The sequence below is a fragment of the Mesorhizobium sp. RCC_202 genome (assembly GCF_041355295.1).
In the GTDB taxonomy this organism is placed as follows: Bacteria; Pseudomonadota; Alphaproteobacteria; order Rhizobiales; family Rhizobiaceae; genus Mesorhizobium.
On record NZ_JBFUPO010000019.1, the window covers coordinates 1 to 25,085 of the forward strand.

Annotated in this window: 22 protein-coding genes; 12 read left to right on the forward strand and 10 right to left on the reverse strand. The window is 62.6% G+C overall.

Translation table 11 applies throughout. The annotated features are described in order from the left end of the window. Positions 1–139: 139 nt before the first annotated feature. Positions 140–679, reverse strand: coding sequence for a dihydrofolate reductase family protein (locus tag AB6802_RS28830; RefSeq protein ID WP_371013611.1), 540 nt, complete (start codon positions 677–679; stop codon positions 140–142). 248 nt (positions 680–927) lie between these two features. Between AB6802_RS28830 and AB6802_RS28835 the strand changes: the two genes are divergently transcribed. Both AB6802_RS28835 and AB6802_RS28840 read left to right on the forward strand, forming a co-directional pair. Next, complete coding sequence (locus AB6802_RS28835; RefSeq protein WP_371013612.1) at positions 928–1,359, forward strand: hypothetical protein; 432 nt, start codon at positions 928–930, stop codon at positions 1,357–1,359. After that, on the forward strand, positions 1,359–2,225 hold the full coding sequence (locus AB6802_RS28840) for an alpha/beta hydrolase (RefSeq protein WP_371013613.1): 867 nt from the start codon (positions 1,359–1,361) through the stop codon (positions 2,223–2,225). Before AB6802_RS28835 ends, AB6802_RS28840 begins: the two co-directional genes overlap by 1 nt. 34 nt (positions 2,226–2,259) lie before the next feature. Here the strand turns inward: AB6802_RS28840 and AB6802_RS28845 are convergent, their stop codons facing one another. Beyond that, a complete protein-coding gene (locus tag AB6802_RS28845; RefSeq protein WP_371013614.1) occupies positions 2,260–2,859 on the reverse strand; it encodes a hypothetical protein in 600 nt (199 codons plus the stop codon). Further along, positions 2,856–4,049, reverse strand: coding sequence for a cytochrome P450 (locus AB6802_RS28850; protein ID WP_371013615.1), 1,194 nt, complete (start codon positions 4,047–4,049; stop codon positions 2,856–2,858). The genes AB6802_RS28845 and AB6802_RS28850 overlap by 4 nt, the downstream gene beginning before the upstream one ends. A gap of 284 nt (positions 4,050–4,333) precedes the next feature. Between AB6802_RS28850 and AB6802_RS28855 the strand changes: the two genes are divergently transcribed. Both AB6802_RS28855 and AB6802_RS28860 read left to right on the forward strand, forming a co-directional pair. Further along, positions 4,334–5,227: an Lpg1974 family pore-forming outer membrane protein gene (locus tag AB6802_RS28855; RefSeq protein ID WP_371013616.1), complete on the forward strand. Its 894-nt coding sequence runs from the start codon at positions 4,334–4,336 to the stop codon at positions 5,225–5,227. Positions 5,228–5,246: 19 nt separating this feature from the next. Continuing rightward, positions 5,247–6,098, forward strand: coding sequence for an alpha/beta fold hydrolase (locus tag AB6802_RS28860; RefSeq protein ID WP_371013617.1), 852 nt, complete (start codon positions 5,247–5,249; stop codon positions 6,096–6,098). A gap of 102 nt (positions 6,099–6,200) precedes the next feature. Here the strand turns inward: AB6802_RS28860 and AB6802_RS28865 are convergent, their stop codons facing one another. After that, on the reverse strand, positions 6,201–10,076 hold the full coding sequence (locus AB6802_RS28865; protein WP_371013618.1) for an SIR2 family protein: 3,876 nt from the start codon (positions 10,074–10,076) through the stop codon (positions 6,201–6,203). Positions 10,077–10,359: 283 nt separating this feature from the next. On the opposite strand from AB6802_RS28865, the gene AB6802_RS28870 reads away from it, so the two are divergent. The 5 genes from AB6802_RS28870 (at position 10,360) to AB6802_RS28890 (ending at position 16,831) form a co-directional block, all read left to right on the forward strand. Further along, complete coding sequence (locus tag AB6802_RS28870; protein ID WP_371013619.1) at positions 10,360–11,403, forward strand: LacI family DNA-binding transcriptional regulator; 1,044 nt, start codon at positions 10,360–10,362, stop codon at positions 11,401–11,403. Positions 11,404–11,483: 80 nt separating this feature from the next. After that, complete coding sequence (locus AB6802_RS28875; protein WP_371013620.1) at positions 11,484–12,731, forward strand: sugar ABC transporter substrate-binding protein; 1,248 nt, start codon at positions 11,484–11,486, stop codon at positions 12,729–12,731. Positions 12,732–13,043: 312 nt separating this feature from the next. Further along, positions 13,044–13,964, forward strand: coding sequence for a carbohydrate ABC transporter permease (locus AB6802_RS28880; protein WP_371013621.1), 921 nt, complete (start codon positions 13,044–13,046; stop codon positions 13,962–13,964). Next, complete coding sequence (locus tag AB6802_RS28885; protein WP_371013622.1) at positions 13,964–14,821, forward strand: carbohydrate ABC transporter permease; 858 nt, start codon at positions 13,964–13,966, stop codon at positions 14,819–14,821. Before AB6802_RS28880 ends, AB6802_RS28885 begins: the two co-directional genes overlap by 1 nt. Before the next feature lie 18 nt (positions 14,822–14,839). Continuing rightward, positions 14,840–16,831, forward strand: coding sequence for a glycoside hydrolase family 127 protein (locus AB6802_RS28890; protein WP_371013623.1), 1,992 nt, complete (start codon positions 14,840–14,842; stop codon positions 16,829–16,831). Positions 16,832–16,897: 66 nt separating this feature from the next. Here AB6802_RS28890 and AB6802_RS28895 read toward each other — a convergent pair whose 3' ends face one another. Both AB6802_RS28895 and AB6802_RS28900 read right to left on the reverse strand, forming a co-directional pair. Further along, on the reverse strand, positions 16,898–17,707 hold the full coding sequence (locus AB6802_RS28895; RefSeq protein WP_371013624.1) for an endonuclease/exonuclease/phosphatase family protein: 810 nt from the start codon (positions 17,705–17,707) through the stop codon (positions 16,898–16,900). A 26-nt stretch (positions 17,708–17,733) separates the two neighbouring features. Further along, positions 17,734–19,194, reverse strand: a complete 1,461-nt coding sequence (locus AB6802_RS28900; RefSeq protein WP_371013625.1) for a phospholipase D-like domain-containing protein — start codon at positions 19,192–19,194, stop codon at positions 17,734–17,736. Positions 19,195–19,402: 208 nt separating this feature from the next. Here AB6802_RS28900 and AB6802_RS28905 point away from each other — a divergent pair, with 208 nt between their 5' ends. Together AB6802_RS28905 and AB6802_RS28910 are read left to right on the forward strand one after the other, a co-directional pair. Next, complete coding sequence (locus AB6802_RS28905; RefSeq protein WP_371013626.1) at positions 19,403–20,386, forward strand: methyltransferase; 984 nt, start codon at positions 19,403–19,405, stop codon at positions 20,384–20,386. 127 nt (positions 20,387–20,513) lie between these two features. Next, the gene (locus AB6802_RS28910) at positions 20,514–20,744 is read left to right on the forward strand and encodes a hypothetical protein (protein ID WP_371013627.1); all 231 of its coding nucleotides are present in this window, start codon (positions 20,514–20,516) and stop codon (positions 20,742–20,744) included. 137 nt (positions 20,745–20,881) lie between these two features. On the opposite strand, the gene AB6802_RS28915 is transcribed toward AB6802_RS28910, so the two are convergent. The 4 genes from AB6802_RS28915 to AB6802_RS28930 form a co-directional block, all read right to left on the reverse strand. Beyond that, positions 20,882–21,781: a sigma-70 family RNA polymerase sigma factor gene (locus tag AB6802_RS28915; protein ID WP_371013628.1), complete on the reverse strand. Its 900-nt coding sequence runs from the start codon at positions 21,779–21,781 to the stop codon at positions 20,882–20,884. Then, positions 21,778–22,536 (reverse strand): SDR family NAD(P)-dependent oxidoreductase, encoded by a 759-nt coding sequence (locus AB6802_RS28920; protein WP_371013629.1) that lies wholly within the window; start codon positions 22,534–22,536, stop codon positions 21,778–21,780. Before AB6802_RS28920 ends, AB6802_RS28915 begins: the two co-directional genes overlap by 4 nt. Before the next feature lie 109 nt (positions 22,537–22,645). Beyond that, positions 22,646–22,879 (reverse strand): hypothetical protein, encoded by a 234-nt coding sequence (locus AB6802_RS28925; protein ID WP_371013630.1) that lies wholly within the window; start codon positions 22,877–22,879, stop codon positions 22,646–22,648. Between the two features lie 84 nt (positions 22,880–22,963). Further along, entirely contained in the window at positions 22,964–23,713 is a 750-nt protein-coding gene (locus tag AB6802_RS28930; RefSeq protein WP_371013631.1) for a DUF899 domain-containing protein, read from the reverse strand. A gap of 122 nt (positions 23,714–23,835) precedes the next feature. On the opposite strand from AB6802_RS28930, the gene AB6802_RS28935 reads away from it, so the two are divergent. Next, complete coding sequence (locus AB6802_RS28935) at positions 23,836–25,056, forward strand: helix-turn-helix domain-containing protein (RefSeq protein WP_371013632.1); 1,221 nt, start codon at positions 23,836–23,838, stop codon at positions 25,054–25,056. Positions 25,057–25,085: the final 29 nt, after the last annotated feature.

Below are 25,085 nucleotides of genomic sequence, written 5' to 3' on the forward strand. Positions count from 1 at the left end.
ACCGACCAGAGCTTCAACGCCATTATCCATCTCGCCGCCGCCGTCATAAACTCAAGATGAATCTCAACAGGCCCTAGGGCATTGGATAATGCCGGCGCCTGAAATTGCGCCGCGTCTTAGCCCAGCGATACCAGGGAGCCTAAGCTTTCGCGGCTGGCCTGTATTCCATCGCCACCGCGCCATTGCCGAACGGCACGGCCGAGACCAGTTCAAGAGCGACCGGAGCCTCGGACGGAAACAGCCGTTCACCCTGGCCCGCGGCTGCCGGATAGACGAGCAGCCTGAGGCGGTCGACGAGACCATGGCCAAGAAGTTGCCGCGCGAGGCTGACGCTGCCATGCACATAGATGTTGCGGCCGGCCTGGCGCTTGAGCCGGGCGACCGCGTCGAGCAGGGGGCCGTCAAGCAGTTCGGCCGGCTTCCAATCGACCGACCTCAGGCTGGTCGATGCGACATATTTCGGCAACGCGTTGAAGCGGTCGGCGAAGTCGCCTTTCTCTTTCGGCCAATGACCGGCAAAGATCTCGTAGGTCGTGCGCCCCAACAGCATGGCGCCGCTGTCGGCAAGCTCATCCTCCTTGAAGGCCTGCATCTCGTCGTTCCACGTCACATCGGGCAGTTTCTCGTGCTCGGCGATACCGTCGATGCTGATGAATTCGGTGACGATCAGCTGTCTCATTGTGCTCTCCTTTGCCGACAAGCTGTTATGCTGCGATCAGCCAGTTCGAGCGACGAATAGTACGATCATCGAAATATTTTAGCAAGGACGGTTGCCGATCGCGAATCCGTCGTACCGCGGTTCGCGGCAGCGTTGGGCGCACACTTAAAAAAAGATCCGGCGATTGCGGCGCGCCGGCCGCGCTTTCCCACTAGCCCGGGATCGGTTCCTCATCATAATCTCGCGCCGTGTGAACCCCTTGAGTCCTTATGCAAAAACTTTATTTCACCCGCGTTCCCTCCAATCCGGTCTCGCTGGGGCTGGTTTGCAATTTTATTGCTCACTACCCGCCTTTCGACGGCTATGAATTCGGGTTGATGGTAAAGACGCTGCGCTATCAGCTGGAACAGCAGACGCATCTCATCGGTTCGGTCGACGATGATATCGTCGCCTATCTCGGCTGGATCGTCACCAGTCGCGAGATCGCCGAGGCCTGGGTCGCAAATGACGGTCCGCTCAATCCGGACCCCGGCGGCAGCGCCGTTGCCGCGACCGTGATGGCGACGCGCTCGTCGGGGCACATCCTGCCGCTGATCAAGGAAGCCAAGCTGCTCAATCTCGACAAATCCGTCTTCTGGAAGCGTGATTTCATCAATGCGCGCGGCGCCATGAAGCGCGCCGTGCGCAAGCGGGACGCGTGATGGACAAGCCCGCGTCCCCCGAGGCACTGACCCAGGAAATCCTCATCCGCCTCGGCGACCGCTATGCCTCGATGTTCGTGCGCATCTGGCAGCCGGCCGGCACGCCCCGCGGCAGCGTGTTCTGCCTGCACGGCTTTACCGGAAACGGCTCCGATTTCGATTATCTCGCCGCTTTCCTGTGCCGCAACGGCTATCTGGTGGTCTGTCCGGATCTGCTCGGGCGCGGGCGCAGCGCCTATCTCGGCGGCGGCTACGACATCAACGTCTACTACAGCTGCCTGCGGGCACTCGGCGAGTTTGCCGGCAAGGAGAACCATTTTATCGGATCCTCCTGGGGCGGCACGATCCTGCTTTTGTTTCTCTACATGACCCGGTCGCGGGCGACCAAGGTGGTGCTCAACGACGTGCCCATGCTGGGCGGCGCCAATGTCGACCACATCCGCGCCGAGATCGTCCGCGACAGCGAGGCGAAGTTCGCCACCCGTGCCGATGCCGAGGCCTATGTGCGCGCGACGCGCTCCTTCATGGGGCCGGTCGAGGAGGCTGTCTTCTCGCGCTATGTCGCCAACAAGATCGTTTCCGATGCCGAGGGATTCCGGCTTGCCTACGACCCCGCCACCACCGGAAACTTCGGTTCCATGGCCGGGCGCGACTACGACCTGTTTCAGATCGTCGCCAAGCTTCAGGCGCGCTTCCTTTTGATGTACGGCCGCGACAGCAATTTCATCGACCGGCCGGCCATCGAGCGCACCCGGCTTGTCCGGCCGGACCTGTGGGTGGCCGACAACGTCGATGCCGGCCATCCGCCGTCGCTGATGACGATCGACCAGGCGCTGCTCATTTTGGGGTTCCTCACCGCCGCGTGACGGCGGGGGCCGCAGGATTGAGGGACCGCTGCGGTCAGCCCGACGCTTGGCCGTCGATCGTCTCGATCCGGCACCAGCGCCGGCCTTGCCGGCTGATCGACCAGAGGCTGAGGCCGCGCTCGGTCTTCGGTTCGCCAAGGCTGACCAGTTCGATACCAGCGGCACGCGACCGTTCGAGGTGCAAGGTCCTCAGCACGAAGCGCCGCCCCGTGGCCGCCTGATACCGATTGAACACCACGGCGAGCATGTCGGCGTGGCCGCGCCGGCCGAGCACCAGATAGCGGCGCTTCCAGCCGCTGCCGGGCAAGGCCCAAGGCAGCGCGATATGAGGCGCGAGCCGGGGTTCCTTTTCGGACGCTGCCTCGGTCTGCTCCAGGTTGACGATGTAGAGATCGAGCGGCGCGCCTTCGGCTGGCGCGAGCGAGACCGCCACGGCCGCACGGTGATCGCGCCGGAAGCTGATCGCCGCATGGTTGGCGATCGGCCGCAGGAACTTCAGGTCGAGACGGGCGAAATCCGGATAGCGCCGTTCGATCATGGCCACGACGTCCAGCCCGCGCACATAGCGTCGCCCGCCCACAAGCGGAAAGGCGAGCCGCTCGCCGTCGACGAAGGGCAAGCCGGCCAAGTTCATCGCCGCGCGACGCCGACCGAGGAGCCGGCCGCCGGGCGCAACGCCAGCCCATAATCGAAGCGGATCACATTGTCGGCGCGGCTGAAGGCGAACTGGCGCACCACGGCGCGCACCGCTTCCTTGACCTCGAGCCGGCCGAGGCGCGCGCCGCCGCACATGCGCGGCCCGGTGAGGAAAGGGATGAAGGCGCGGCGGTCGTAACTATCCTCGATGAATTCCTTGCGGCTGGCATCGAAGGTTTTCGGATCGCTCCAGAAGGCGGGATGCTGGTGCACGCCCACCACGGAGATGAGGATGAGCTGTCCCGGCCTGAGCTGCCTGCCGTCCAGCGACGTCTCCGCACCCACCTCGCGGACCAGGAAGGGGATCGGCGGCAGGTAGCGCATCGTCTCGTTGACGATGCAGTCGCTATAGGGTGTGGCGGCTCCGCCGGCGGCGATCTCGTCCTGAAGGCGCTGCTGGACCTTCTCGTTGGCGCCCATGCGGTCGATCACCCACAGCACGGTGGCGACGGTGGTCTCCACGCCGGCAAAGACATTCATGACGAACTCCTCGACCGGCGAGAAACCCTCGATCTCCTTGGCCTTTTCGGCGAAGTGCGCCATCGCCGCCGCTCCGCCCGGCTCGGCCGCGAGCTGGGCGGCAAAATCTATGACCACCTGGCGGGCGTCGTGCAGGGCCCTGTCGCGCTCCGCGACCGTGGGGGCGACCCAGGAAAAATACTGCAGCCTGCGCAGCACGTCGCGCACCCGGTCGATCAGCGCGAGCGTCGGCTCGATGCTGGGGACCAGGCCGAAGGCGCCATAGAAGATGGTGAGCGAGGCCGAGAACAACGCCTTCTGGATGCCGGCGAGGCTCGCATCGCTCTGCGAAAGGCTGGCGGCGTAGATCTCGGACACTGCGTTTTGCCGGGCCGGCCGCGCCGCCGCCAGATAGGCGTCCTGCGTGATCTCGCGCCGGATGGCCCAATTCTCGTCGTTGGTGTTGAAGCGGCTGTAGCCCAGGGCCGAGATCATCGAGAAATTCTTGCGAAACAGCGCCGGCGCCTTGACGATGTGGTCGACCGCGTCGGGATGATCGAACACTTCGAGATTGCCGATGCGGTTTTCGCCCGCGCCCGGCTGCCCGCCCTGGGCGTAGAGCGCATAGACGATGCTGTTGAGGACATCCTCGATCTGCGATTGATTCATCCGGCCCCGCTCCCCGCAAGCGGATATGGCCGCACCGGCGGCCGACATATCCGTCCAGACGCTTAGCACATTTGCTTCAAGCCGATAGGTCTGACAGCCCAGCACTTGCGGCGCGTTCACCGCACAAGCGAGGTCTGGCGGGTCGTCAGTGTGGCAAAGCTGTCACAGTGCCTGACGAAGAGATATCGGTGGCTTTCGCACATGCTTCCGTTCGGTTAGCTTGCCCTCGGTTTTGGGTTGGATTCTAGGGGGAAAGCGTGCGGGCGCAGGCATCAGGAAAATTTTTGGCGACGGTTGCGGCCTCGGCTGCATCGATGACGTCGGTGGGCGTTGTCGCGGCGCACGCGGGTGAGGGCCAGGCAGTTGACCAGGCGGTCATCGATTCGCACATCAAGCTTGCCTTTGAAGGGTCGTACTTCAGCAACGAAATCCATGATGGCGACAAGCTCGGCTTCGCCCCGGACGTTCTTGGACACAGCAAGGGCGGGTTCAACGGCTCCGTCGCGCTGACCAAGCAGATTTCCCCGGACATGGATTGGCGCCTGGCTGGCGCCTTCCATCTGGGCAGGGACTGGTCCGAGAGCCAAAGCGAGACTGTGCCTGGCGGCGTGCTCAAGGCGTCCCTCAGCCACGGCTTCGACTTCCAGACGGTCGACTTCGATCTCGGCAAGCACGTGAAGGTGCAGACCGCCGACATCCGGTTCTTCGGCGGCCTGCGGCTGCTGCATGCCGATCAGAAGGGCTTCGATTTCTCCGAATCGGCGACGCCCAGCAATCCCGCCGACAAGGGCGGCTCGGTGGACAAGATAGGCACCTCGGAATTCTGGGGCATCGGTCCGCGCGCCGGCGTCGAGGCCTATTATCCGATCGGCGAGACATGGGGCCTGACAGGCGCGGTTTCGGGCTCCGTCATGTGGGGTCGGCGCACCGATCGTATCGCGCTGGTGGAACACAGCAGGAATCCCGACTTCACGGAAGTCGTGGGCGAGGCCAAGCAGCACTCGAGCGAGACGGTCACCAATGTCGAGGCTTCGGCCGGCCTTAGCTGGACGCCTATCGCCAACACCACCTTCACCGCCGGCTACAAGTTCGAGCAGTGGCACAATCTGATTGTGAACGCGGACCAGAAGAACCAGACGTTCGACGGTCCGTTCCTGCGTCTCGAAGTCAAGATGTGACGACCGGCGGCGTGTGAGCTTGGAAGCAGGTTTCGAGTCCAGGGTCGCGGTCAACGGCAACGTCAAACTGCACTACATCGCGGCGGGCTCAGGCCCGCCGATCGTTTTTCTGCATGGCTTTCCCGATCATGGCCTCGGCTGGCGCCGGCAGATCGAGGCGCTCAGCGCCAGATACCGCGTGCTGGCGCCGGATCTGCGCGGCTTCGGGAAAAGCGACGCTCCGCAGGGACACGCCAATTACGCGCTGATGCCTTATCTGGTCGACGATGTGCTGGCCGTGCTTGCGGCCGAACAGCTTTCCCAGGCTTCCATAGTCGGCCACGACTGGGGCGGCTTCATCGCCTGGTGGCTGGCCATGCGCGCGCCCCCGGTCGTGCGCCATCTCGTGCTGCTCTGCGCGCCGCACCCCCGCCACTATCTGCGCGCCATCAACGACCCGGCCAATGCCGGCACCATCGAATATATCCGCCGTTTCCAGGGCATCGGTTCGGTGGCCCTGCCGAGCCCGGAGGAACTGGCCGCCTGGGTCACTGATGCCGCCGAGCGGCAAGCGCTCATCGAAGCGCTCCAGCGCGCCCACCCGGAGCCGATGCTCGGCTACTACCGGGCCAACATCCCGCTGGGCAAAATGCCCGATATCGGCGCGCTGCCGCCGGTAAGAGCCCCGACGCTGGTGATCTTCGGCGCCGAGGACCCCTATATCCCCGCCGCCGCCTATGACGGGACTTATCGCGAGGTGGATAACGTCACGTCGGTGGTGGCGCTGCCCGGAGCGGGTCACTTCATCCACCACCAGGCGGCGGGATTCGTGAACCGGGAGATCGAAGCGTGGGTGTCGCGGCCGCCGTCGAGTTTTAGGGGACTGGGGTAGGGGCGGGGGAAGGTTGGAGGTGCTCCGGGAGTGATCCACCCCGCATGCGCGGGCTTTCCCGTCAGCAAAAGGCTTAATCCCAATTAGTCGAGGTCCAACATCTTATTTTGAGACAAGTTCGTACAGACGTCGCCAGCTTCTTGTCGTTCGAGCAGTCGGTGCGCACTCCGCTATGTCGTTGAGAAGTGCAGCTAGGTCATAGGGAATTTGGGCCGGCTCTCTCGCGATGATGCGATCCGCCACTGTCAAGACCTGCATCGGCCAACGTTTTACCAAAGGCACGGGCTCACTGTCCGCTCCAGTGTCTTGTCTTTGGCGAAAGATGAACATATCGGGATGATCGACCGGTCTTAAGTACTCGGCTATCGTCTGAACGACGTCCGGGAAGCGTTCGGTGTTGTGCTCGGCAATACGCACCATCGTCTCGGAAGAGGAACTGGTTTGATACCGCGCTTCCTGAGGCCAAATATCTGCAAAGAACTTCTTGCCAAACGAAGACCAAGCGTCTTCTTGGTCTAGGATTTGACTGACGGTCCACAAGGCCGAGGCGCGTCCTGTTGGGCTCATCGCCTGGAGCGCCCTTCGGCATTGCGCATTTGTCAGATAGCGTGCGTCATGCTTGTGCCAGTAAGTGGCAACGGTAAGAATCTGTGCGGTCTGACGTTCAAGCTCATCCTCTTCCAAGAGATCGCTTCGCGTATCGATCAGGTTTAGAAATTCCGCCTTTATAAGGTCGAACAATTCAGCGGATTGCGGAGTTTCGCCTCTGAACAAAAAGCCACTCCACACAGCCTCAGAAAGCGGGTCTGTTAGTTTGAAAAGTGGCAAAAGAACCGATCGCACCCATGAGGGGTCGACATAGAACAACCAATCCAGACGTCGACCCAACAAGCATGCCGCATGGCTGGCACCTTCGCCAACGGCGGCGAGTGCCCTGCCCAATCTCTCGGTAATGTTGACAGGGAACTGCTCATCCTTGGCGAATTTTCGGTCTTCAAACGTATGAAAGAGGGAATCGACCAATTTACCAATCGGCCCATTTATCGCGTAATCTAATGTCTTTCGCGATCGCTTCACGATATGCCCGCCAACGCGAACCTCGCCCATAGAACTCTGAGTTGCCTCTTCACCGGAGGCATTCAGTTTCAAGAAGATCGCATCCCAAATGTCGAAGAAATATGCGGTCTGATTAAGCGCGCTGGGAGCAAGATGTTTTTCAATCCAATCGGGAAGATAGAAACGCAATTCGAAAACGGTTTCCTGCGGAAGACGGGAAAGACGCAGGCCACACAACACGAGCAGGCGCGGTGAAGTGCCCTCCGGCCAGTCAGACAGCAACTGTTGCCAAAATTGTGCCGAGTACTTACCTCGCCTCGACTCAAACGCTAACGCCGCGAGCGCACGGGATGGACGTTCGCGTACCAGTCCTTCGAAGGGCGCGTGTTCGACAAACATCTCATGATCACGGCCAGAAGCGTCGGCGGCTGAACTTAGAATCTTATCGAGCGGAGTGTTCAGAAGTTTGCTTCCATCCTTGCGCCGTTCAACCCAACCGGCGCGTCCGTCCCTGTCATCTGCGGCGTGTTCCTCCCACACACGTCGATAGCCCGGCTGCTTCCTTTGTTCCTCTAGAAATGCTCGAGCAGCCTCCGACAAAGTGCGACTATGGTGATCTAGCCACCCCAACCGCACAGCCGCCGTCTCTGCTGCATTTTGTTCAAATTCGTCGAGAGGTTCCGTTTTGTATCGGTCGCGCCCGTTTATGATACGGGTCTCAATTGCCATCCGCTCTTGGATCGAAAAATCAGACCATCGTACCGTCAACAGGTGCAACATCTCGCGTTGCAAATATGCATTCCAAAAGGCGTCTTGTGACAGACTGATAATGCCGGTCACCACGTCCGAGCCAGGAAAAATTGAATTCTTCCACGCAAATAGTTTTAACTTATCAAAGAAAAATCGGTCGTTCTCTGGCCACGCCAACACCTCTCTTTTTGCAGCATTAGGCGAGATATCGAGATAACGCTTCAGAATATCGACGGTCCACATGAACAAAGCGTCCAGGCCATCGTTGCCGAGATGTCGCTCACCTGGCTTCTCATCGGGTTCAATCGCAGGCAGATGGAAATAATTTGCAAACGGGGTTTCTTCTAGCAGACTGATTGCGCGCTCCAATGAACCTCGAAGCGCCTTGAAAATTTCCGGGATCATGTCCGGTGGAATTTCGGTAGGTGTTTCGTGACGTTCAGGCACCTCTACTTTGATTCTTAACATCGACATGGGGTCGTCTGACTGACCCGGCAGTGGTGGAAGCGGCGACCGGAGTATCGGTGGGCCAAGCGCAAGCCTTGGACGAACTGCCTCTTCTAGCGCTCGCAGTACACTTCGTGTCCATCCGTCTTGGCGCAATTGCGCTGCAAGGTCGAACCAGCTTCGATCGTGAATGTCATCTGAGGCCGCAAGACTTATTTCTCGCAGAATCAACCAAGCCCGCCTTGGCCCGTCATCAAACTTGGCCCCGTGTCCATTGAGACGTCGGTTTACGCCCCACATCAAATCGGGATCTAAGTAAGATTGGCGCGCTGCCCACCAGATGGCGGGCAATTCGTGTGCAACGGACTCGAACCAACTTCCAAGTGCTTGTAGACGGGCTGGTAGGGTGCCGCGCCGATTGTTTGGAATCCCGGAAAGTCTGGAGTAGCGAGGGCCATCACCATCCGCAGGTAACGAAGCAAGTGCATCGATCGCCTCAACCTTTGCGCGCCTTTCCGATGGATCGGGACGCATCGGATCGTCATCGAGGCCATAAACCTCAAGGGGATCGATCTCAGGTTTATCCTCCTCCCACCCATCTTTTCTCGGTTCGCTATACCGGATGGACCTATCAAGGACACATAGCCATTCCGAACCCGGTGGAGGGGTAGAGGCGGCAAAGGCCCTTGCGCCTTCACTAGTGCTGAGGAGTGACACAACTTGGCCCCTCTGGAATGGCATGAGGTCGCGTGGCGATCGTCGTGCGAGTGCGATGGTGTCCGCCGTCCATTTCTCTTGGTTGTCAGCACGGGACGCCCATTGCTCCAAACTTTGCCAGAGATCGGAGAATTCGCCGAAGGGAATTCCCGTTACGCCGATATCACGCCATTTGGCGCGGACTTCGTCCTCTTCGCCGCGATCGAAGGCGTAGATTGTCCTCAGCCGGGCTGAGGTACTAGCTTCGAGGCCTTCAAGCAGATATCGAATGGGCGGATCGCCAGCTGAATAGCCGAGAAGTACAACCACGCGACGTTCCAAAAGTTGCCTAATGAACGTTGTTGCCCAACCATCCGCTAGATAGGCCCGCCCGAAGTCGCCTGATCCCAACACCAATGTGTTGTTGCTTCCGTCGGACCCAGGGTTTGCGGGCAGCCGGCCGTGAAGGTAAATGACACCGGTGTGATTTTGTTCGCCGGTCATCATGGGAAGTGTCGGCGGCAGCCAACGGTTCAAACCGCGCTTTGCGCGTTCGAAGAGCAGGTCAAAATTCGTAGTAACAACAAAAGGTGCTCCGGCGGCGTCACTCGACAGTCGTAGAACGATGTCATGCTTGGAAATGTCTGCTTTTCTCGGTGTTTTTAGGAAAGACGTGACTTCGCGTTCGATCCTTTGTGGCGTGTATTCGCGCTGAAGCATGCGGAAGATTTGATCGAGTGGCGGCGCCAGCTCCGGATCACCTTCTGTGATCGCTCGCGCCATAAGTTGGCCAATCTTTGAAACTGGCGAAACTCCGACTCTCTGCATAACTGATTTCGTGAGGTCAAAAAAGCTTGGCAATCCAGCAGGAATGGAAATGCCGGCGCCACAGAAGAATACAACCTCTCCTTGATCTCTCAATGTCAAGAGCTCATTCGGAATCGCGGGTCCCTTGGCCGTAAATCTCAAAAATATTTCCTTCTTGATATATGAAAGCAAAATGTAAGACGGCAAATAGCCTGCACGCAACAGGTTTACTTAAGTAATCGATTTTGCCCACAACGCCCACCACAACGCCAGCGGCCTGTTTGTAGGGTTGCTGCCGTTGCTGCCAAGCGGCTCTCGGCCCATTCCGGTCATTCGATAACTGATGACGTCCTTATCCCTTGCCAACCTCCCCATCTTCCCTTTAATCTCCCCAACTGAGAAAACCTTTTCCCAACCCTTTGCTTTCGACATCCGCCCCCCGGTCCGAATGCAGCAGGCCCCTGTGAGAAAAGGTTTTCTCAAACTGGGAGGTCCTGCGCCGAAGATGGTTTCAGACGCCGAGTCAGCGCCTGTTTTTGCCAAGCCCGTCACCCTCCGCGAGGTGGCCGCGGCCGCCGGCGTCAGCGTGGCCACCGCGTCCAAGGCGCTGAACGGGCAGGGGCGGATGACGGCCGAGACGCGCGAGCGCATCCGCGAGACGGCGCGGCTGCTCGGCTTCCGACCGAACAGCCTGGCGCAAAGCCTGCTGCGAAAACGCTCCTTCACGGTCGGGTTGCTCACCAACGATACCTATGGCCGCTTCTCGCTGCCGCTGATGGCCGGCGTTTCGGATGCGCTGGTCGACAACGGCGTGTCGGTGTTCCTGTGCAATGTCGAGGACGATCAGCGGCTCGGCCAGCTGCATGTCGAGGCCATGCTCGACAAGCGCGTCGACGGCATCATCGCCACCGGAAAACGCATCGACCGCCATCTCCCGGTCGATCTTTCCAATTTGCGCGTTCCCGTCGTCTACGCCTTCACCCAGCCCGATCCCGGCGCGATCGCCTTCGTCTGCGACGATGCCGGCGGCGCGCAGCTGGCGGTCGAGCATTTTCTGCGGCTCGGGCGCCGGCGCATCGCCCATGTCAGCGGCCCGGCGAGCTTTGGCGTGGTGCACGCGCGGGCCCAGGCTTACCGCGATGTGCTCGTCGAGAACGGCCTGCCGGCCTTCGAGCCGTTGCTCGGCGCCTGGTCGGAAGGCTGGGGGCACGAGGCGGTCGGCAAGCTGTTCGGGGGTAGGGGCGAAGCACCCGACGCCGTCTTTTGCGGCAACGACCAGATCGCGCGCGGCGTCATCGATGCGCTGCGCGAGCGCGGCATAAGTGTGCCCGAGGAGGTCGGCGTCATCGGCTTCGACAATTGGGAGATCGTGGCCGAGGCGACGCGGCCGCCGCTGACCTCGGTCGACATGAACCTGGCAGCGCTCGGCCGCGAGGCCGGGCTCGCTCTGCTGTCGCTCGTGGGCGGCCAGTCGGCCGCGCCGGGCATAAGGAAACTGCCGTGCCGGCTGGTGGTGCGTCAGTCATGCGGCCGTCCGCCGGGCGGCTGAGAGGTGAATGCAAAGGCCGTTGCCGCCCGAACCGCCGGGCGGACGGCCAAACAGGGAGGAGAACAATGAGGAGGAGAATGATGAACACCATGACCGCGAAACTGGCGCTTGCCGCCGCGTTGATCGGCGGCGGCCTGCAGGCGGCATCCGCCGACACCGCCAACATCTGGGTGCGCGCCGACGGCTCGAATTTCATGCCGCGCATCGTCGATGCCTTCAACAAGGCGCATAAGGACCAGATCAAGCTCGACATCATCCCCAATGCCGAGATCATCCCGAAATATGGCGCGGCCGCCGCCGGCGGCACCGCGCCCGACGCGCTGTCGCTCGACCTGATCTACACGCCGTCCTTCGCCGCCGCCGGCCAGCTCGAGGACATCACCGACTGGGCGAAATCCTTGCCCTATTTTGCCAGCCTGTCGCCGGCGCATGTGAAGACCGGCACCTACAAGGACCGTATCTACGGCCTGCCGTTCTCGGCCGATGCCTCGGTGCTGATCTGGAACAAGAAGCTGTTCAAGCAGGCCGGCCTCGACCCCGAGAAGGGACCGACCAACTGGGCCGAGATCGAGGCCGACGCCGAGAAGGTCAACGCGCTCGGCGGCGACATCAAGGGCTTCTATTTCTCGGGCAATTGCGGCGGCTGCAACATCTTCACCTTCACGCCGCTGATCTGGGCCTCGGGCGGCGACATCCTGTCGGAGGACGGCTCGAAGGCGACGCTGGACAGCCCGCAGCTGCGCGGCGCCATCGACCTCTACCGCTCGATGGTCAAGAAGGGGCTGGTGCCCGAAGGGGCGCAGACCGACACCGGCGCCAACTTCTTCGCGGCGTTTGCCGGCGGCAACATCGGCATCTCGCCTTCCGGCGCCTTCGCCATCGGCGCGCTCAACACGCAATATCCCAATGTCGACTATGGCATCACCTTCCTGCCGGGCAAGGATGGCGGCTGGTCGTCCTTTGCCGGCGGCGACAATTTCGTCGTCACCAAGGGCACCAAGAAGATCGAGGTGGTGAAGCAGTTCCTCGACTTCGCCTATTCGCTGGAAGGCCAGACGATCCTGGCGAAATACGGCAGCCTGCCGGTGCGCAACGACATCGCCAAGGAGGCGCTGAAGGATCTCGATCCGCGCTACCAGGTGGCGGCCGAAGCCATGGCGAAGGGCAAGACGCCGTATTCGGTGGTGTTCAACGATTTGATCAACTCCGCCAACGGCCCGTGGACGCAGATGGTCAACGAGGTGTTCTTCGGCGACGATGTCGACGGCGCCATCAAGAACGCGCAGGACACCATGCAGTCGATCATCGACCAGGCGCCGAACAAGTAGAGACCAGGGCTCTCCGGCGGCGAGGGATGCGCAACGCCTCGCCGCCCAAAGCTCTGACCGGCCGCCCGCCCCGTCTCCCTGGCCGGGCGGCCGGACGATGCATCGTTCACGGCAGGATATCGTGTTGAGAAGAGACCCCCTCATCCGGCCGCTTCGCGGCCACCTTCTCCCCGGCGGGGAGAAGAGGTCGGCGCCGGCGCTCGTGATCTCCTCTCCCCTCGGGGAGAGGTCGGATTGCCCCGAATTGCTTTTCGCAATTCGGCTGGCAGTCCGGGTGAGGGGGGCTTTTCCAACGCCATCGGGCGCCCTGCCATGACCGCCATCCCAGCCATCACCGTCCGCGCCAAATCCCGCGCGCGCACCAACCTGCGGCAATGGGTCGGCCTGCTCTATGTCCTGCCGGCTGTCGCCCTGGTCACGGTCTTCTTCGTCATCCCGCTCGGCATGACGGCGTGGATGTCGCTCAACAACTGGCCGCTGATGGGCGAGCATTCCTTCGTCGGCCTCGACAATTACGTCGCTATCCTGCGCGACACGCGCTTCTGGAACGCGCTCAGATTCACCGCCTACTACACCGTGATCGTCACCATCGCGATCTTCGCCGTCGCCTTTCCGCTGGCGATCTTCATCGAAAAGCCCCGGCCGCTCACCAATCTCTATCGCACCGCCTTCTTCATGCCGGCGGTGGTCGGCTTCGCCTCGGCGAGCTTGCTTTGGTCTTGGCTGCTCAACGTCGATTCCGGCCTGTTCAGCCCGGCTGCCTATGAGCTTGGCCTGATCGACAAGAAGTTCAATCTGCTCGCTACCTTCCAGCCGGCCTTCTGGTCGATCATCGCCATGGTGGTGTGGAAGGTCGCGGGCTTCACCATGATCATCCTGATGACTGGCCTACAGTCGATCCCGCAGGATCTGCAGGAGGCGGCCGTCATCGATGGCGCTGGCCCGTTCGCCAGGTTCAGGGCGATCACGCTGCCGCTGATGCGCCGCACGCTGGCGCTGGCGTTGATCCTGTCGGTGGCGGGCTCGATCCTCGCCTTCGACCAGTTCTACATCATCCTGCGCGGCGGCCCGCGCAACCAGACGCTGACGGCGGTCTACTGGATCTTCAACCAGTCCTTCGTATCGTTCAAACTAGGCTACGGCGCCGCGCTCTCGATGGTGCTGCTGGTCATCCTGGTGGCGCTCAGCCTGATCCAGCTCTGGCTGCTGCGCAAGCCCGCGGGGCTCGACTGATGGCGCAGGCGTTGTCGCAGAACCGCAAGGCCGCCTTTGGTTTCGCCAGGCATTCCACCGGCATCATCGCCTCGGTGCTGTTCGTGGCGCCGATCGTGTGGGCCGTGCTGTCGACCTTCAAGCCGGCGCAGGAGGCTCGCCAGCCGCCGCTGCCGCCCTGGCCGACGACCGGCTTCTCAATGGAGAACTACCGGACGCTGAACTCCTTCGGCGACGGGCTCTGGGCGTCGGCGCAAAACTCAATCTACGTCTCGGTGATGACGGTGCTGTTGTCGGTTCTGGTCAGCGTGCTTGCCGGCTACGGTTTCTCGCGCTTCCGCTTTCCGTTCCGGGATTTCTTCTTCATCCTCATCCTATCGACGATCATGATCCCGTTCCAGTCGATCCTGACGCCGATCTTCCTGGTGCTGACGAAGCTTGGCCTGCACAACACACTGACCGGGCTGGTCTGTGTTTACGTCACGCTGCAACTGCCGTTCTCGATCTTCATGATGCGCAACGCCTTCGACGCCGTGCCGCGCGAGATCGAGGAGGCGGCGCGCATGGACGGCGCCAACAATGTCACCATGCTTTTGAAGGTGATGCTGCCTTTGGTCTGGCCGGGGGTCGTCACCATCGCGCTGTTCGCCTTCCTCGGCGCCTGGAACGAATTCCTGGCGGCCCTGGTGCTGATGACCGACCAGTCCAAATTCACGCTGCCTGTGATGATGACGGCGCTCCAGTCCGGCCGTTTCGGCGCCATCGACTGGGGCGCCGTGCAGGCCGGCGTCACGGTGATGATGGTGCCGTGCCTGATCCTGTTCCTGGCGCTGCAGCGCTTTTACATCCGCGGCCTCATGGCCGGGGCCGTCAAGTAATTCGAATGGAGTGAAATGATGACCGCACAGCAAACCGCCGCCTCAGCCAAGGCCGAGACATCCGCCAGGCCGAAGCTCGCCTTCCGGCCGCTGCCTGTACCGCAGGTCGATGTCCGCGGCTTCTGGGGCGACCGCGTCGACGCGGTCGCTTCGCGCACCGCCGAGATCCTCTACGATCGCTGCGTCGAGGCGCGCATGCTGGAGCAGATCGATCCTGACCGGCCGTCGCCCGGCGTCGTCATCCCGTTCCATTCGCCGTCGCCCGACGAGGCGGCCAGCCCGACCTTCACCGGCTCGACGGTGACGACGCAGATGTTCTGGGATTCCGACTGGGGCAAGACCATCGAGACCGCCGCCTATTCGCTCTACCGCCGCCGCAATCCGGAGCTGGAGAAAAAGATCGACGCCGTCATCGACATGTTCGGCAAGCTGCAGCAGGAGGACGGCTATCTGTCGAGCTGGTACCAGCGCATCCAGCCTGGGCTGCGCTGGACGAACCTTCGCGATTGCCACGAGCTTTACTGCGCCGGCCATCTGATCGAGGGCGCTGTCGCCTACTTTCAGGCGACCGGCAAGCGCAAGCTGCTCGATATCCTCTGCCGCTATGCCGACCACATCGCCGACACTTTCGGCCCGGAGCCGGGGAAGAAAAAAGGCTATTGCGGCCATGAGGAGATCGAGCTGGCGCTGGTCAAGCTCGCCCGCGCCACCGGCAACCGCAAATACATGGACCTGGCAAAATACTTCATCGACCAGCGTGGCCAGCAACCGCATTATTTCGACGAGGAGGCGCGCGCCCGCGGCGCCGACCCGAAGGCCTACCACTTCAAGACCTACGAATATAACCAGTCGCACAAGCCGGTGCGCGAGCAGGACAAGGTCGTCGGCCACGCGGTCAGGGCGATGTATCTTTATTCCGGCATGGCTGACATCGCCACCGAATATGGCGACGACACGCTGCGCGCCGCGCTCGACCGGCTCTGGGACGATCTGATGACCAAAAGCCTTTACGTCACCGGCGGCCTCGGACCGTCGGCGCACAATGAGGGTTTCACCAGCGACTACGATCTGCCCAACGAAACCGCCTATGCCGAGACCTGCGCTTCCGTCGGCCTGGTGTTCTGGGCAAGCCGCATGCTCGGCATGGGGCCGAACGCGCGCTACGCCGACATGATGGAGCGCGCGCTCTACAACGGCTCGATCTCGGGCCTGTCGCTCGACGGCTCGCTGTTCTTCTACGAGAACCCACTGGAGAGCCGGGGCGGCCACCATCGCTGGAAATGGCACCGCTGCCCGTGCTGTCCGCCCAATATCGGCCGCATGGTCGCCTCGATCGGCAGCTATTTCTACGGGCTGTCCGACGATGCGCTGGCCGTGCATCTCTACGGCGATTCAAGCGCGCGCTTCGAGATCGCCGGCCGTTCGGTGGGCCTTGTTCAGACCAGCAACTATCCCTGGGACGGCGCGGTTGCGATCGAGATCGGGCCGGAGGCGCCGGTGGAGTTCACGCTGCATTTGCGAGTGCCCGGCTGGTGCCGCCAGGCAGCGCTGCGCCTCAACGGCAAGCTGATCGAGCTCGATGCGGCAACGACCGACGGCTATGTCGCGATCCGCCGCGAATGGCAAAAGGGCGACCGTGTCGAACTCGACCTTGAAATGTCGATGTCCAGGATCTTCGCCAACCCGCATGTGCGCGACGACATCGGCCGCGTGGCGCTGGCGCGCGGCCCGCTGATCTATTGCGTCGAGGAAACCGACAATGGCGCAGAGCTGCACCGCATCGCGCTGCCGCGCACCGCGAAACTCGAGGCCCATAGCGAGCCGAACCTGCTCGGCGGCGTGGTCACGCTTTCCGCCATTGGCAGCAAGTCGGAGACGGACAAGTGGGGGAGTGATCTCTACCGGCCCGAGCCGCCTGGCACGGCGCAGACGAAACTCAAGGCGGTTCCCTATTTCGCCTGGGACAATCGCGATCCCGGCGAAATGCTGGTCTGGCTGAGGGAGGGGTAGGGCCGGGTTGCTTGTTCTTCCGCAATTCGGAACGGAAAACCGCTACGCACTTTTCCTGGAATTGCTCTAAAGATGCACGAAAGCCGTCAGCGGCAGGTGATCGGAGGCGACCCGCGACAGCGGCGTGTCATGCGCTTCCACCGCCGTGACCATGTCGCGGCGGTTGCCCATGATGCGGTCGAGCGCCAGCACCGGCAGGCCTGACGGGAAGGTCGGCACGGCCGGCGGCGTCGGATCGAACGTGGTGTGCAGCGTGTTCAGCGCCGAGCGGTTGCCGAGGCGCCATTCGTTCAAATCGCCGAGCAGAAGCGTCGGCCTTTCATCGGCCCGGCTCATGATGTCGAGCACGGCGCGCGCCTGTTCCGAACGCGAGCGCCGCAACAGGCCAAGATGCGCGGCAATCACACGCAGCGAGCGTTTTTCGTCGAGATCGATCTCGGCGACCAACGCGCCGCGAGGCTCCAGCCCCGGCAGCTTGATCTGGTGGACGTCGCGCACCGTGCCGCGCTTGAACAGAAGCACGTTGCCGCGCCAGCCATGGCCCTTGCCGTTGCCCGAGATCGGCACCGGCACCAGCCCGGTTTCGTTTTCGAGGCGGGCAAGGTCGAGCAGGCCGGCGCGGTCGCCGAAACGGTTGTCGGCTTCCTGCAGCGCGATCACATCGGGGCTCATTTCGCGGATCACGCGTGCCGTGCGCTCGGGGTCGAAGCGGCGGTCGGTGCCGATGCATTTGTGGACATTGTAGGAGGCGACAACCATCTCGGCGCCGTGGACGCGCTTGCGCGGCGTCGCCTTCGCCTTGCGCGCGTTCCTGCCGCGGATGGTGAGCAGCACGGTCTCGGGCAGGCTGCGTCCGTTTACGTCGTTTGTCTCCATCGGTCCTAGTGCTCGATCTCTCTGCTTTAAAGATAGGGCGATCCCAGCCACAGCAACCCGTCGAAGACACGAATGACGAAGGGGCGGGCTCTCAGGGCTTCAAGCGTCATCGGCTTGGCTGTCGCAATGGCGGCTTCGATGCGGGCGTCGATCTCGGCGGCGAAGTTTTCATCGAGAACCTCCATGTCGATCTCGAAATTCAGCCTCAGCGAGCGCGAGTCGAGGTTGGAGGAGCCGACATAGGCCCACACGCCGTCGATCGCCATCAGTTTCGAATGGTCGAATGCGCCTTCGTGGCGCCAGACCCGGCAATAATGCTTCAACACCTGGTCGAACTGCGCCGTCATCGCACGACCGACGAGGAAGAGGTTGTTCACCGCCGGCACCACGATGTCGATCTCGACGCCGCGCCGTCCCGCCGTGGTGAGCGCGCTGATGAATTCGCGGTCCGGCAGGAAATAGGGCGACATGATGCGGATCGATTTGCGCGCCACTGAAAACGCGCCCATCAGAAGCTTGTGGTTGGTTTCGTTGGAAGCATCGGGTCCGCTCGCCACCGCGCGCACCAGCATCGGCTGCCCGGGCGGCGGCGAGGGCTTTTCGGCCTGCCAGGCATCGCCTTTCAGCGCCTCGTTGCCGGCAAAGCGCCAGTCCTCGGCGGCGACCGCGAACAAATCGGCCACCACCGGTCCGGTGACCTCGAAATGCGTGTCGCGCGAACTGTCGGAACCGGCGAATTCGGCGGAGAATCCCTTGCGGATGTTCATGCCTCCCGTAAACGCCACCGTGCCGTCGACGATCAGGATCTTCCTGTGGGTTCTGAGATTCGCATAGGGAAGTCTCAACCCCATGACGATGTTGCCGTTGAAGAGGTCGACCGGGACATTGGCCTCCCTGAGCTGCCTCAGGATGCTCGGCACCGAATAGCGCACGCCGACGGCGTCGATCAGCACACGCACCGCGACGCCGCGCTTGACGGCATTGCCGAGCGACTGGACGAAGATTGCGCCCGCCGCGTCATTGTCGAAGATGTAGGTTTCGAGCAGCACGCTTTTCCGCGCCCCGTCGATCGCCCGGCACATCGCGCTATAGGCCGCGTCGCCGGTCTTCAGCACCGCGATGGTGTTTCCCGAGGACAGCGGCCTGCGCGCCACCCGGTCGCCCAGCGTCTTCAAGCCGATGAAACGCTGGCCGTATTCGGAGCTGATCAACGCTTCCAGCGCGACGTCGCGATCATGCCTTGCCGCGGCCGCTTCAGGCGTTACGGGCCGCATGGCGCTGATCGTCGCGCGGCGGATGCGGTTGATGCCGGCAATGGCGTAGATGATGGCGCCGAGAAAGGGCGACAAAAGCATCACGCCGACCCAGCCGGTGGCGGCGCGCACGTCTTCCTTGGTCATGATGGCGTGCACGATGCCGACAGCCGCCATGGCCATCGACAGGATCAGGATCAATACGGACCAGTGACTCGCAATCGCTTCGAACATCGACTCGACTATTGGGCGAGAGGGTAGGGAAACGCAATGCGGGAGGGAGGCGGTGCCGGATGAGGACGGTGCCGATTGGCGACCGGAGCTGTGCGTGGCCTGAGCGTCGACCCCACAGCGCCAATGATTTGTCGTCATTTTCCGGAGAACGGAGGTTCTAATCTGATCGGAGCTGCTTCAAAGTCGGATCGCGCAAGGGAGGTGAACAATGGATTCCGATCGGATCGACAGAATGATCGCGGCGGTGCCTCCCGCCTTGGCGCTTCGCGCCGGGCTGGACCTTGGCATCTTCACCCTGCTCGGGGAAAGCGCGGCGACTGCCGAAAGCCTCGGGGCCACGCTTGAAGTCGCGCCCGATCGCCTGTCGCGGCTCCTCTATGCGCTCGCCAGCATTGGTCTCCTGGAGGTCAAGGATGGTGAGTTTCGCAACGGAGCCGAAGCGTCGGCCTTCCTCGACGCTTCGGTACCGACCTATCGCGGCGGCGATCATGCGCTGTTGCGCGAGCTTTGGGGAGCAGACCTTTTGACGGCGGACTCGCTGCGCCAGAACCGGCCGGCGGCACTGCATGACTTTTCCGAAGCCGACGCCGAATCCGCGGCCGCCTTCAGCCGCATGCTCGCGCCGGGCGGGGTGATTTTCGGTCGGCATCTGGCCCGCGAGATCGACCTTTCGGCAGTTCGTTCGGTGATCGACATCGGCGGCGGCGCCGGGACCATTTTCGTTGGACTACGCGAGCAGCGGCCGCAGATTGCGGCGACGCTGATGGAACTTCCAACGGTCGCGGCCGTCGCGCCAGCCATCCTGTCCGAATACGGCGCCGGCGACGTGGTTGTCGAAGAAGGCGACATCACCGTCGCGCCATCGACCGGCCGGCACGATCTGGCGATCCTGAAGGCCGTCGTCCAGGTGCTTCCGCCTGAACAGGCGCGCAGTGCGATCCTGAACGCGGCGCGTTGCCTCAACCCCGGCGGCGAGATCGCAATTGCCGGGTGGGGCGTCGTCGACGACGACCGCCTCGGCCCGCCCGAAGGTGTCTTTCTCAATCTCACCTTCCTGAACCTCTATCGCCACGGCGAATCCTACACCGAAGGTCAGTATCGGGCGTGGATGACCGAGGCTGGATTGCGCGATATATCGAGGTCGCGCCTTGCCGACGGCGCCGCCTTGTTTCGCGGCCGCCTCACGGGCTGATCGTGGCCGGGTGGCTGGTTCGGACGCAAGGCGCATCGAGGGCGCTGTCCACAGCGCGCCTCATCGGTATCGGCGGAGCCGCGAATCTGTGCTAAGCCGCCGCCCAATCAACCAAAGGACGATACCTGTGAGCGAACTGACCGTGGCCGAGGCGATCGAAAATATCTATGCGTCGCTGCGGGCGGACAATGCCGAGATCGACACACATATTGCGGCGCTTAAGGCGGCGCTGGCCCGTGAGGGGACAAAACAGGCGGTGTTCGATCCCACCAAACTGGTGCAGAACAACCGCTCGGGCCGCAAGCTGATGCAGGCTTATTTCCGGCAGCGCGGCGTGAGCGTTGGGTTTTCGGAATAAAAACTCCGTTCGGGCGTTCTGAACGCTTCCAAAACCGATGCAGGCAATTTCGGAAAGGGGCAAGCCGGCGCCGGAAAACTGCCTTTGCTTAAGAAAACGCAGCTTTCGCGCCCGGCTGGACACGCAGGCTCGACACGTCAGATGAGTGTTATCTCGGCATCCGCCATGACGTAGCGCACATATTTGTAATCGCGGATGAAGGTAATTTCGTCGTCACGCCACTCCAGCCACATGAAATAACTCGGTTTTGTGTCGAGGCGGCGCTCGTAGACAGCCAGGACTTCCCGTCCTTCCAGCCAGGCGGGTGCAAGCCACACGCCGTCCGACTTGGAATAAATACTGAAGAACATTCCGACATCCGCTGAGCCGAGCCGATCGGGATGGCTCGATTGCTTCAGTTTGACATCATCCGCCAGCATCGCGCGCAGCCCGTCCCAGTCCCTGTTGTTGAAAAGGGTGACATACCGTGTCACTGCGGCGGACGGCGATCTCACTTCAGCACGCCGAGACGCTTTCTCATTGATTTCGCGCAGACGGGCGCGTCCGCGCGCGAGATGCGCTTTTACCGAGTCAACGGACAGATCCAGCAGCGAGGCGATTTCGGTGAGCGGTTCGTCCAGAACGTCTTTCAGGATAATGACGCTGCGCTGAACCAGCTGAAGCTCCGTAAAGCGCGACACGGCTGTCTCTATCGCTTCCTGGCGCATCAACTCCTCCAACGGATCGCGGGTTGCCTTGTCGACCACGCTATCAGCTGCCTCCAAAGGCTCCGCCAGACGGATGGCCCTGCCGCGCAGCACATCCAATGCCCGGTTATGGGCAATTCGAAAAAGCCAGGCGCGAAGCGAGACCGTTTCGGTCAGCCCGTCGAAAGCGACGACAGCCTTGGCAAGCGTGTCTTGCACGATGTCTTCGCCCTCGATCACCGATCCCATGAGACGGGAACAATAGCGGTGGAGTTCGGGTCGCAACTCTCCGGCCAATGCGAGAAGCTCAGCCCGCCGATCGGCTTCATGAGAGTGCTCGGTACCGGTCAAGCGGCCGCCTCTTCCATGACCGTCACGCCGTCATCCCCACTAAGCCCGAATACGACGCCGTCGACGTATCGCGGATCGTTCAAAACCGAAACCACCCGGTCGCCAAACTCCCGTGGCGGCATCGGCTTGCCGAACCGGGTGACGAACTGCTCCGGCGTGATTCCCATCGAGCCTGCATAGGCGCCTGCGGCCGCATCGCCGGTCCCTGTTCCTAAAATCATCTGCCTCGGCAGGATTGCCTGAAAGCGGATGCCTAGCTTCAACTCCTGCGAAACGCCGTTCGCGTATTTCGCCATGAACCACAGCATCCGCTTGGACCCGCCATAGCCGCCCGACATTTGCGAGCCGGTCACGGCCGCCCCGCTCGATCCCACCAGAACCCTGCTTCCTGGCTTCAATGGGAGATTGAGTGCAGTCTGCAGCCAGAACAAGCCGGCTTTCACGTCCGTCTCCCACGACACGGAAAAGTCCTCCCAGCTCAATTTGTCCAATCGTCCCATCCGTGGGGTTACGCCGGCGTTGAGCGCCAGGATATCCGGCTTGATGTCAGCCAGGATGCGATTGGCGACTGCGCGATCGGTAACATCCGCCGAGATGGTCGCAACGCCCAGCCGAGCCTTGACGGCTTCAAGCGCCTCCGCGCCGCGCGCGACGACCGTGACGTCGGCGCCCTCCGCCACGAGTGCTTCAACCAATCCCAGGCCAAGACCGCGGCTTCCGCCGGTGACGACCGCTGTTTTGTTTTTCAAACTCATCTGTCTGCTCCGATGTCCAGTGTCTGTAACCAAGACGATCGGGACATCGAAAAAGAGTCAGGTCCGCTGAAACGGGTCGGTCAAGCACCTGGAGCCGATCCGCCGCCGGCTAACTCCGGCTGCCGACCAGCCTCAGCCACGGCGCCAGATGAAACGCCGCCATCAAAAGATACATCGGCACCATGCCGCCGAGCATCGAGCCGCCGGACATGCATGTCATGTCGCCGCTGTCATAGGCGGCCGTCAACAGCGCCATGCCGGCAAAAGTCGGCGCGGCCGCGAGGCAGAGCCAGTCGGCAAGGCCGAAGCCGCTTGGGCGAGGGGCGGGGCTGTCGATGCTCATCTTTTCGACCTTTCGGAAATTGCCGCGTAGAAGAAACTCGGCTTTGGCGGCGCTTGGTTTCGCGCCGCCAAAGTCGCTTCCCGCTCAGGCGTCCTTGTTGCGGAACGCCGCTTCGCCGGCATCCGACACTTCGACCCACCTCTGGTCGGGGGCAGCACCCTCATCGTAATTGTCGTGCCAGTTCCACCATTTGTAAGTCTGGGTCTGCGGGTAGCCCTCGGGCGAATCCTCCCAGACCTCCTGGCGGCCGAGCGGCGTGATGTCGAGGTAGCTCCAGACAGTGCCGAACGCCTCGTCGCCGCGGTTGTTGACGAAATAGGTGCGGAAGATGCGGTTGCCGTCGCGGATGAAGACGTTGTGGCCGTGCCATTCGTCGACGCCGAAATCCTTATCCCAGCTGTCGGTGATGGTGTACCACGGCATCTTCCAGTCCATGCGCTCCTTCACCCGCGCGATGTCGGCCTGCGGCGCGCGCGAGGCATAGGCAAGCGTGGTGTCGCGGGCGTTGAGATGGGCCAGGTTGCCGACCTGGTCGGCGCCGAGCGAGCAGCCGCGGCAGGCATGTTCCGGCCAGCCATAGACGCCCGGTTCGAAGAAGGCGCGGTAGATGATCAGCTGGCGGCGGCCCTCGAACATGTCGAGCAGGCTGGTCTTGCCGTTCGGGCCTTCGAACACATAATCCGTCTTGACTTCCATCCACGGCATGCGGCGCCGTTCGGCGGCCAAAGCGTCGCGGGCGCGGGTCAGGGTCTTTTCCTTCACCAGCATCTCCTCATACGCGCCTTCCCACGCTTCCTGCGAAACGACCGGCGGTGTCTTCATGTGTTGGGTCATTGCTCTTGTCCCGTTCTTGGGTTTGGTTGGGGGGTGACGAGGACAGACATAGGGCCGCATCCGGCGATGGTGAGAGTTACAAGTGTGACGCGATTTGCAGCGGCGGGGTTTGAGGCGACGGCATGGACTCGCTGATCAACGCCGCCGGCCGCGCGCTGGCAGCGGGCGATCCGCTCGGCGCCCTGAAGCGCGTAGCGCTACGCGATGATGCGCCGGCGTTGGCGCTGCGCGGCATCGCGATGGCGCAGCTCGGCGACTTCGCCAAGGCAAAGGCATTGCTGAAAAGCGCTGCCCGCGCTTTCAGTTCGAAGGAGGCGGTGGCGCGGGCGCGCTGCGTCGTCGCCGAGGCCGAGATCGCTCTTGTCTCGCGCGACCTCGGCTGGCCGGACAAAGCGCTGCGGTCGGCGCGCGCGACGCTTGCCACGCATGGCGACCCGGTCAATGCCGCCTATGCCGGCAGCCTCGAGGCGCGCCGGCTCATCCTGATTGGCCGCCTCGACGAGGCCGAGCGGCTGCTCGCCGGTTTCGATCCGGGGCCGCTGCCGCCGGTCGCGCGTGTCGCGCATGAACTCGCCGCCGCCGGCATCGCGGTTCGGCGCCTCAGGACTAAAGCGGCGCGCTCGGCCTTCGGCCGCGCCTCGCTCGCCGCTTACCAAGCCAACATTCCGGCGCTGAAGGCCGAGGTCGAAACCGCATCCCTGGTGTTGAACACCCCGGTTGGTCGGCTGATCGCGCAAGGGTCGGAGAAACCGCTCATGCTCGACGAGGTCGAGACGCTGCTGGCCTCCGGCGCGCTGGTCGTCGATGCTTGCCGCAACGCTGTCCGGCGGGCCGATGCGGTTGTCTCGCTGGCCACGCGTCCGGTGCTGTTTGCGCTGGCGCGCACGCTGGCCGAAGCCTGGCCGGGCGATGCGTCTCGCGAGATATTGCTGAAGCGTGCCTTCCGAGCCATGCATGCCGACGAATCGCATCGCGCGCGGCTCAGGGTCGAGATGGGGCGGCTGCGCGCCGAACTCACCGCACTGGCCGAAATCAACGCCACGGCCGCCGGCTTTGCGCTTACGCCGCTCGGCCCCACCGAGGTCGTCGTGCTGGCGCCGGCGGTCGAGGAGGACCATGGCGCGGTGCTCGCCTTCCTCGCCGACGGCGAATCCTGGTCGAGCTCGGCGCTGGCGATCGCGCTCGGCGCCAGCGCCCGCACCGTGCAGCGAGCGCTGGAGGATCTGTCGACAGGAAGCAAGGTGCAGGCCGTTGGCCGTGGCCGGGCGCGCCGCTGGATGATGCCGCCGGTGACCGGATTCCCGACTGTCTTGTTACTCCCGGGTCCGCTGCCGAGCGACTAAGCATGTCTCCGAAAACGGCCCGAACCAAG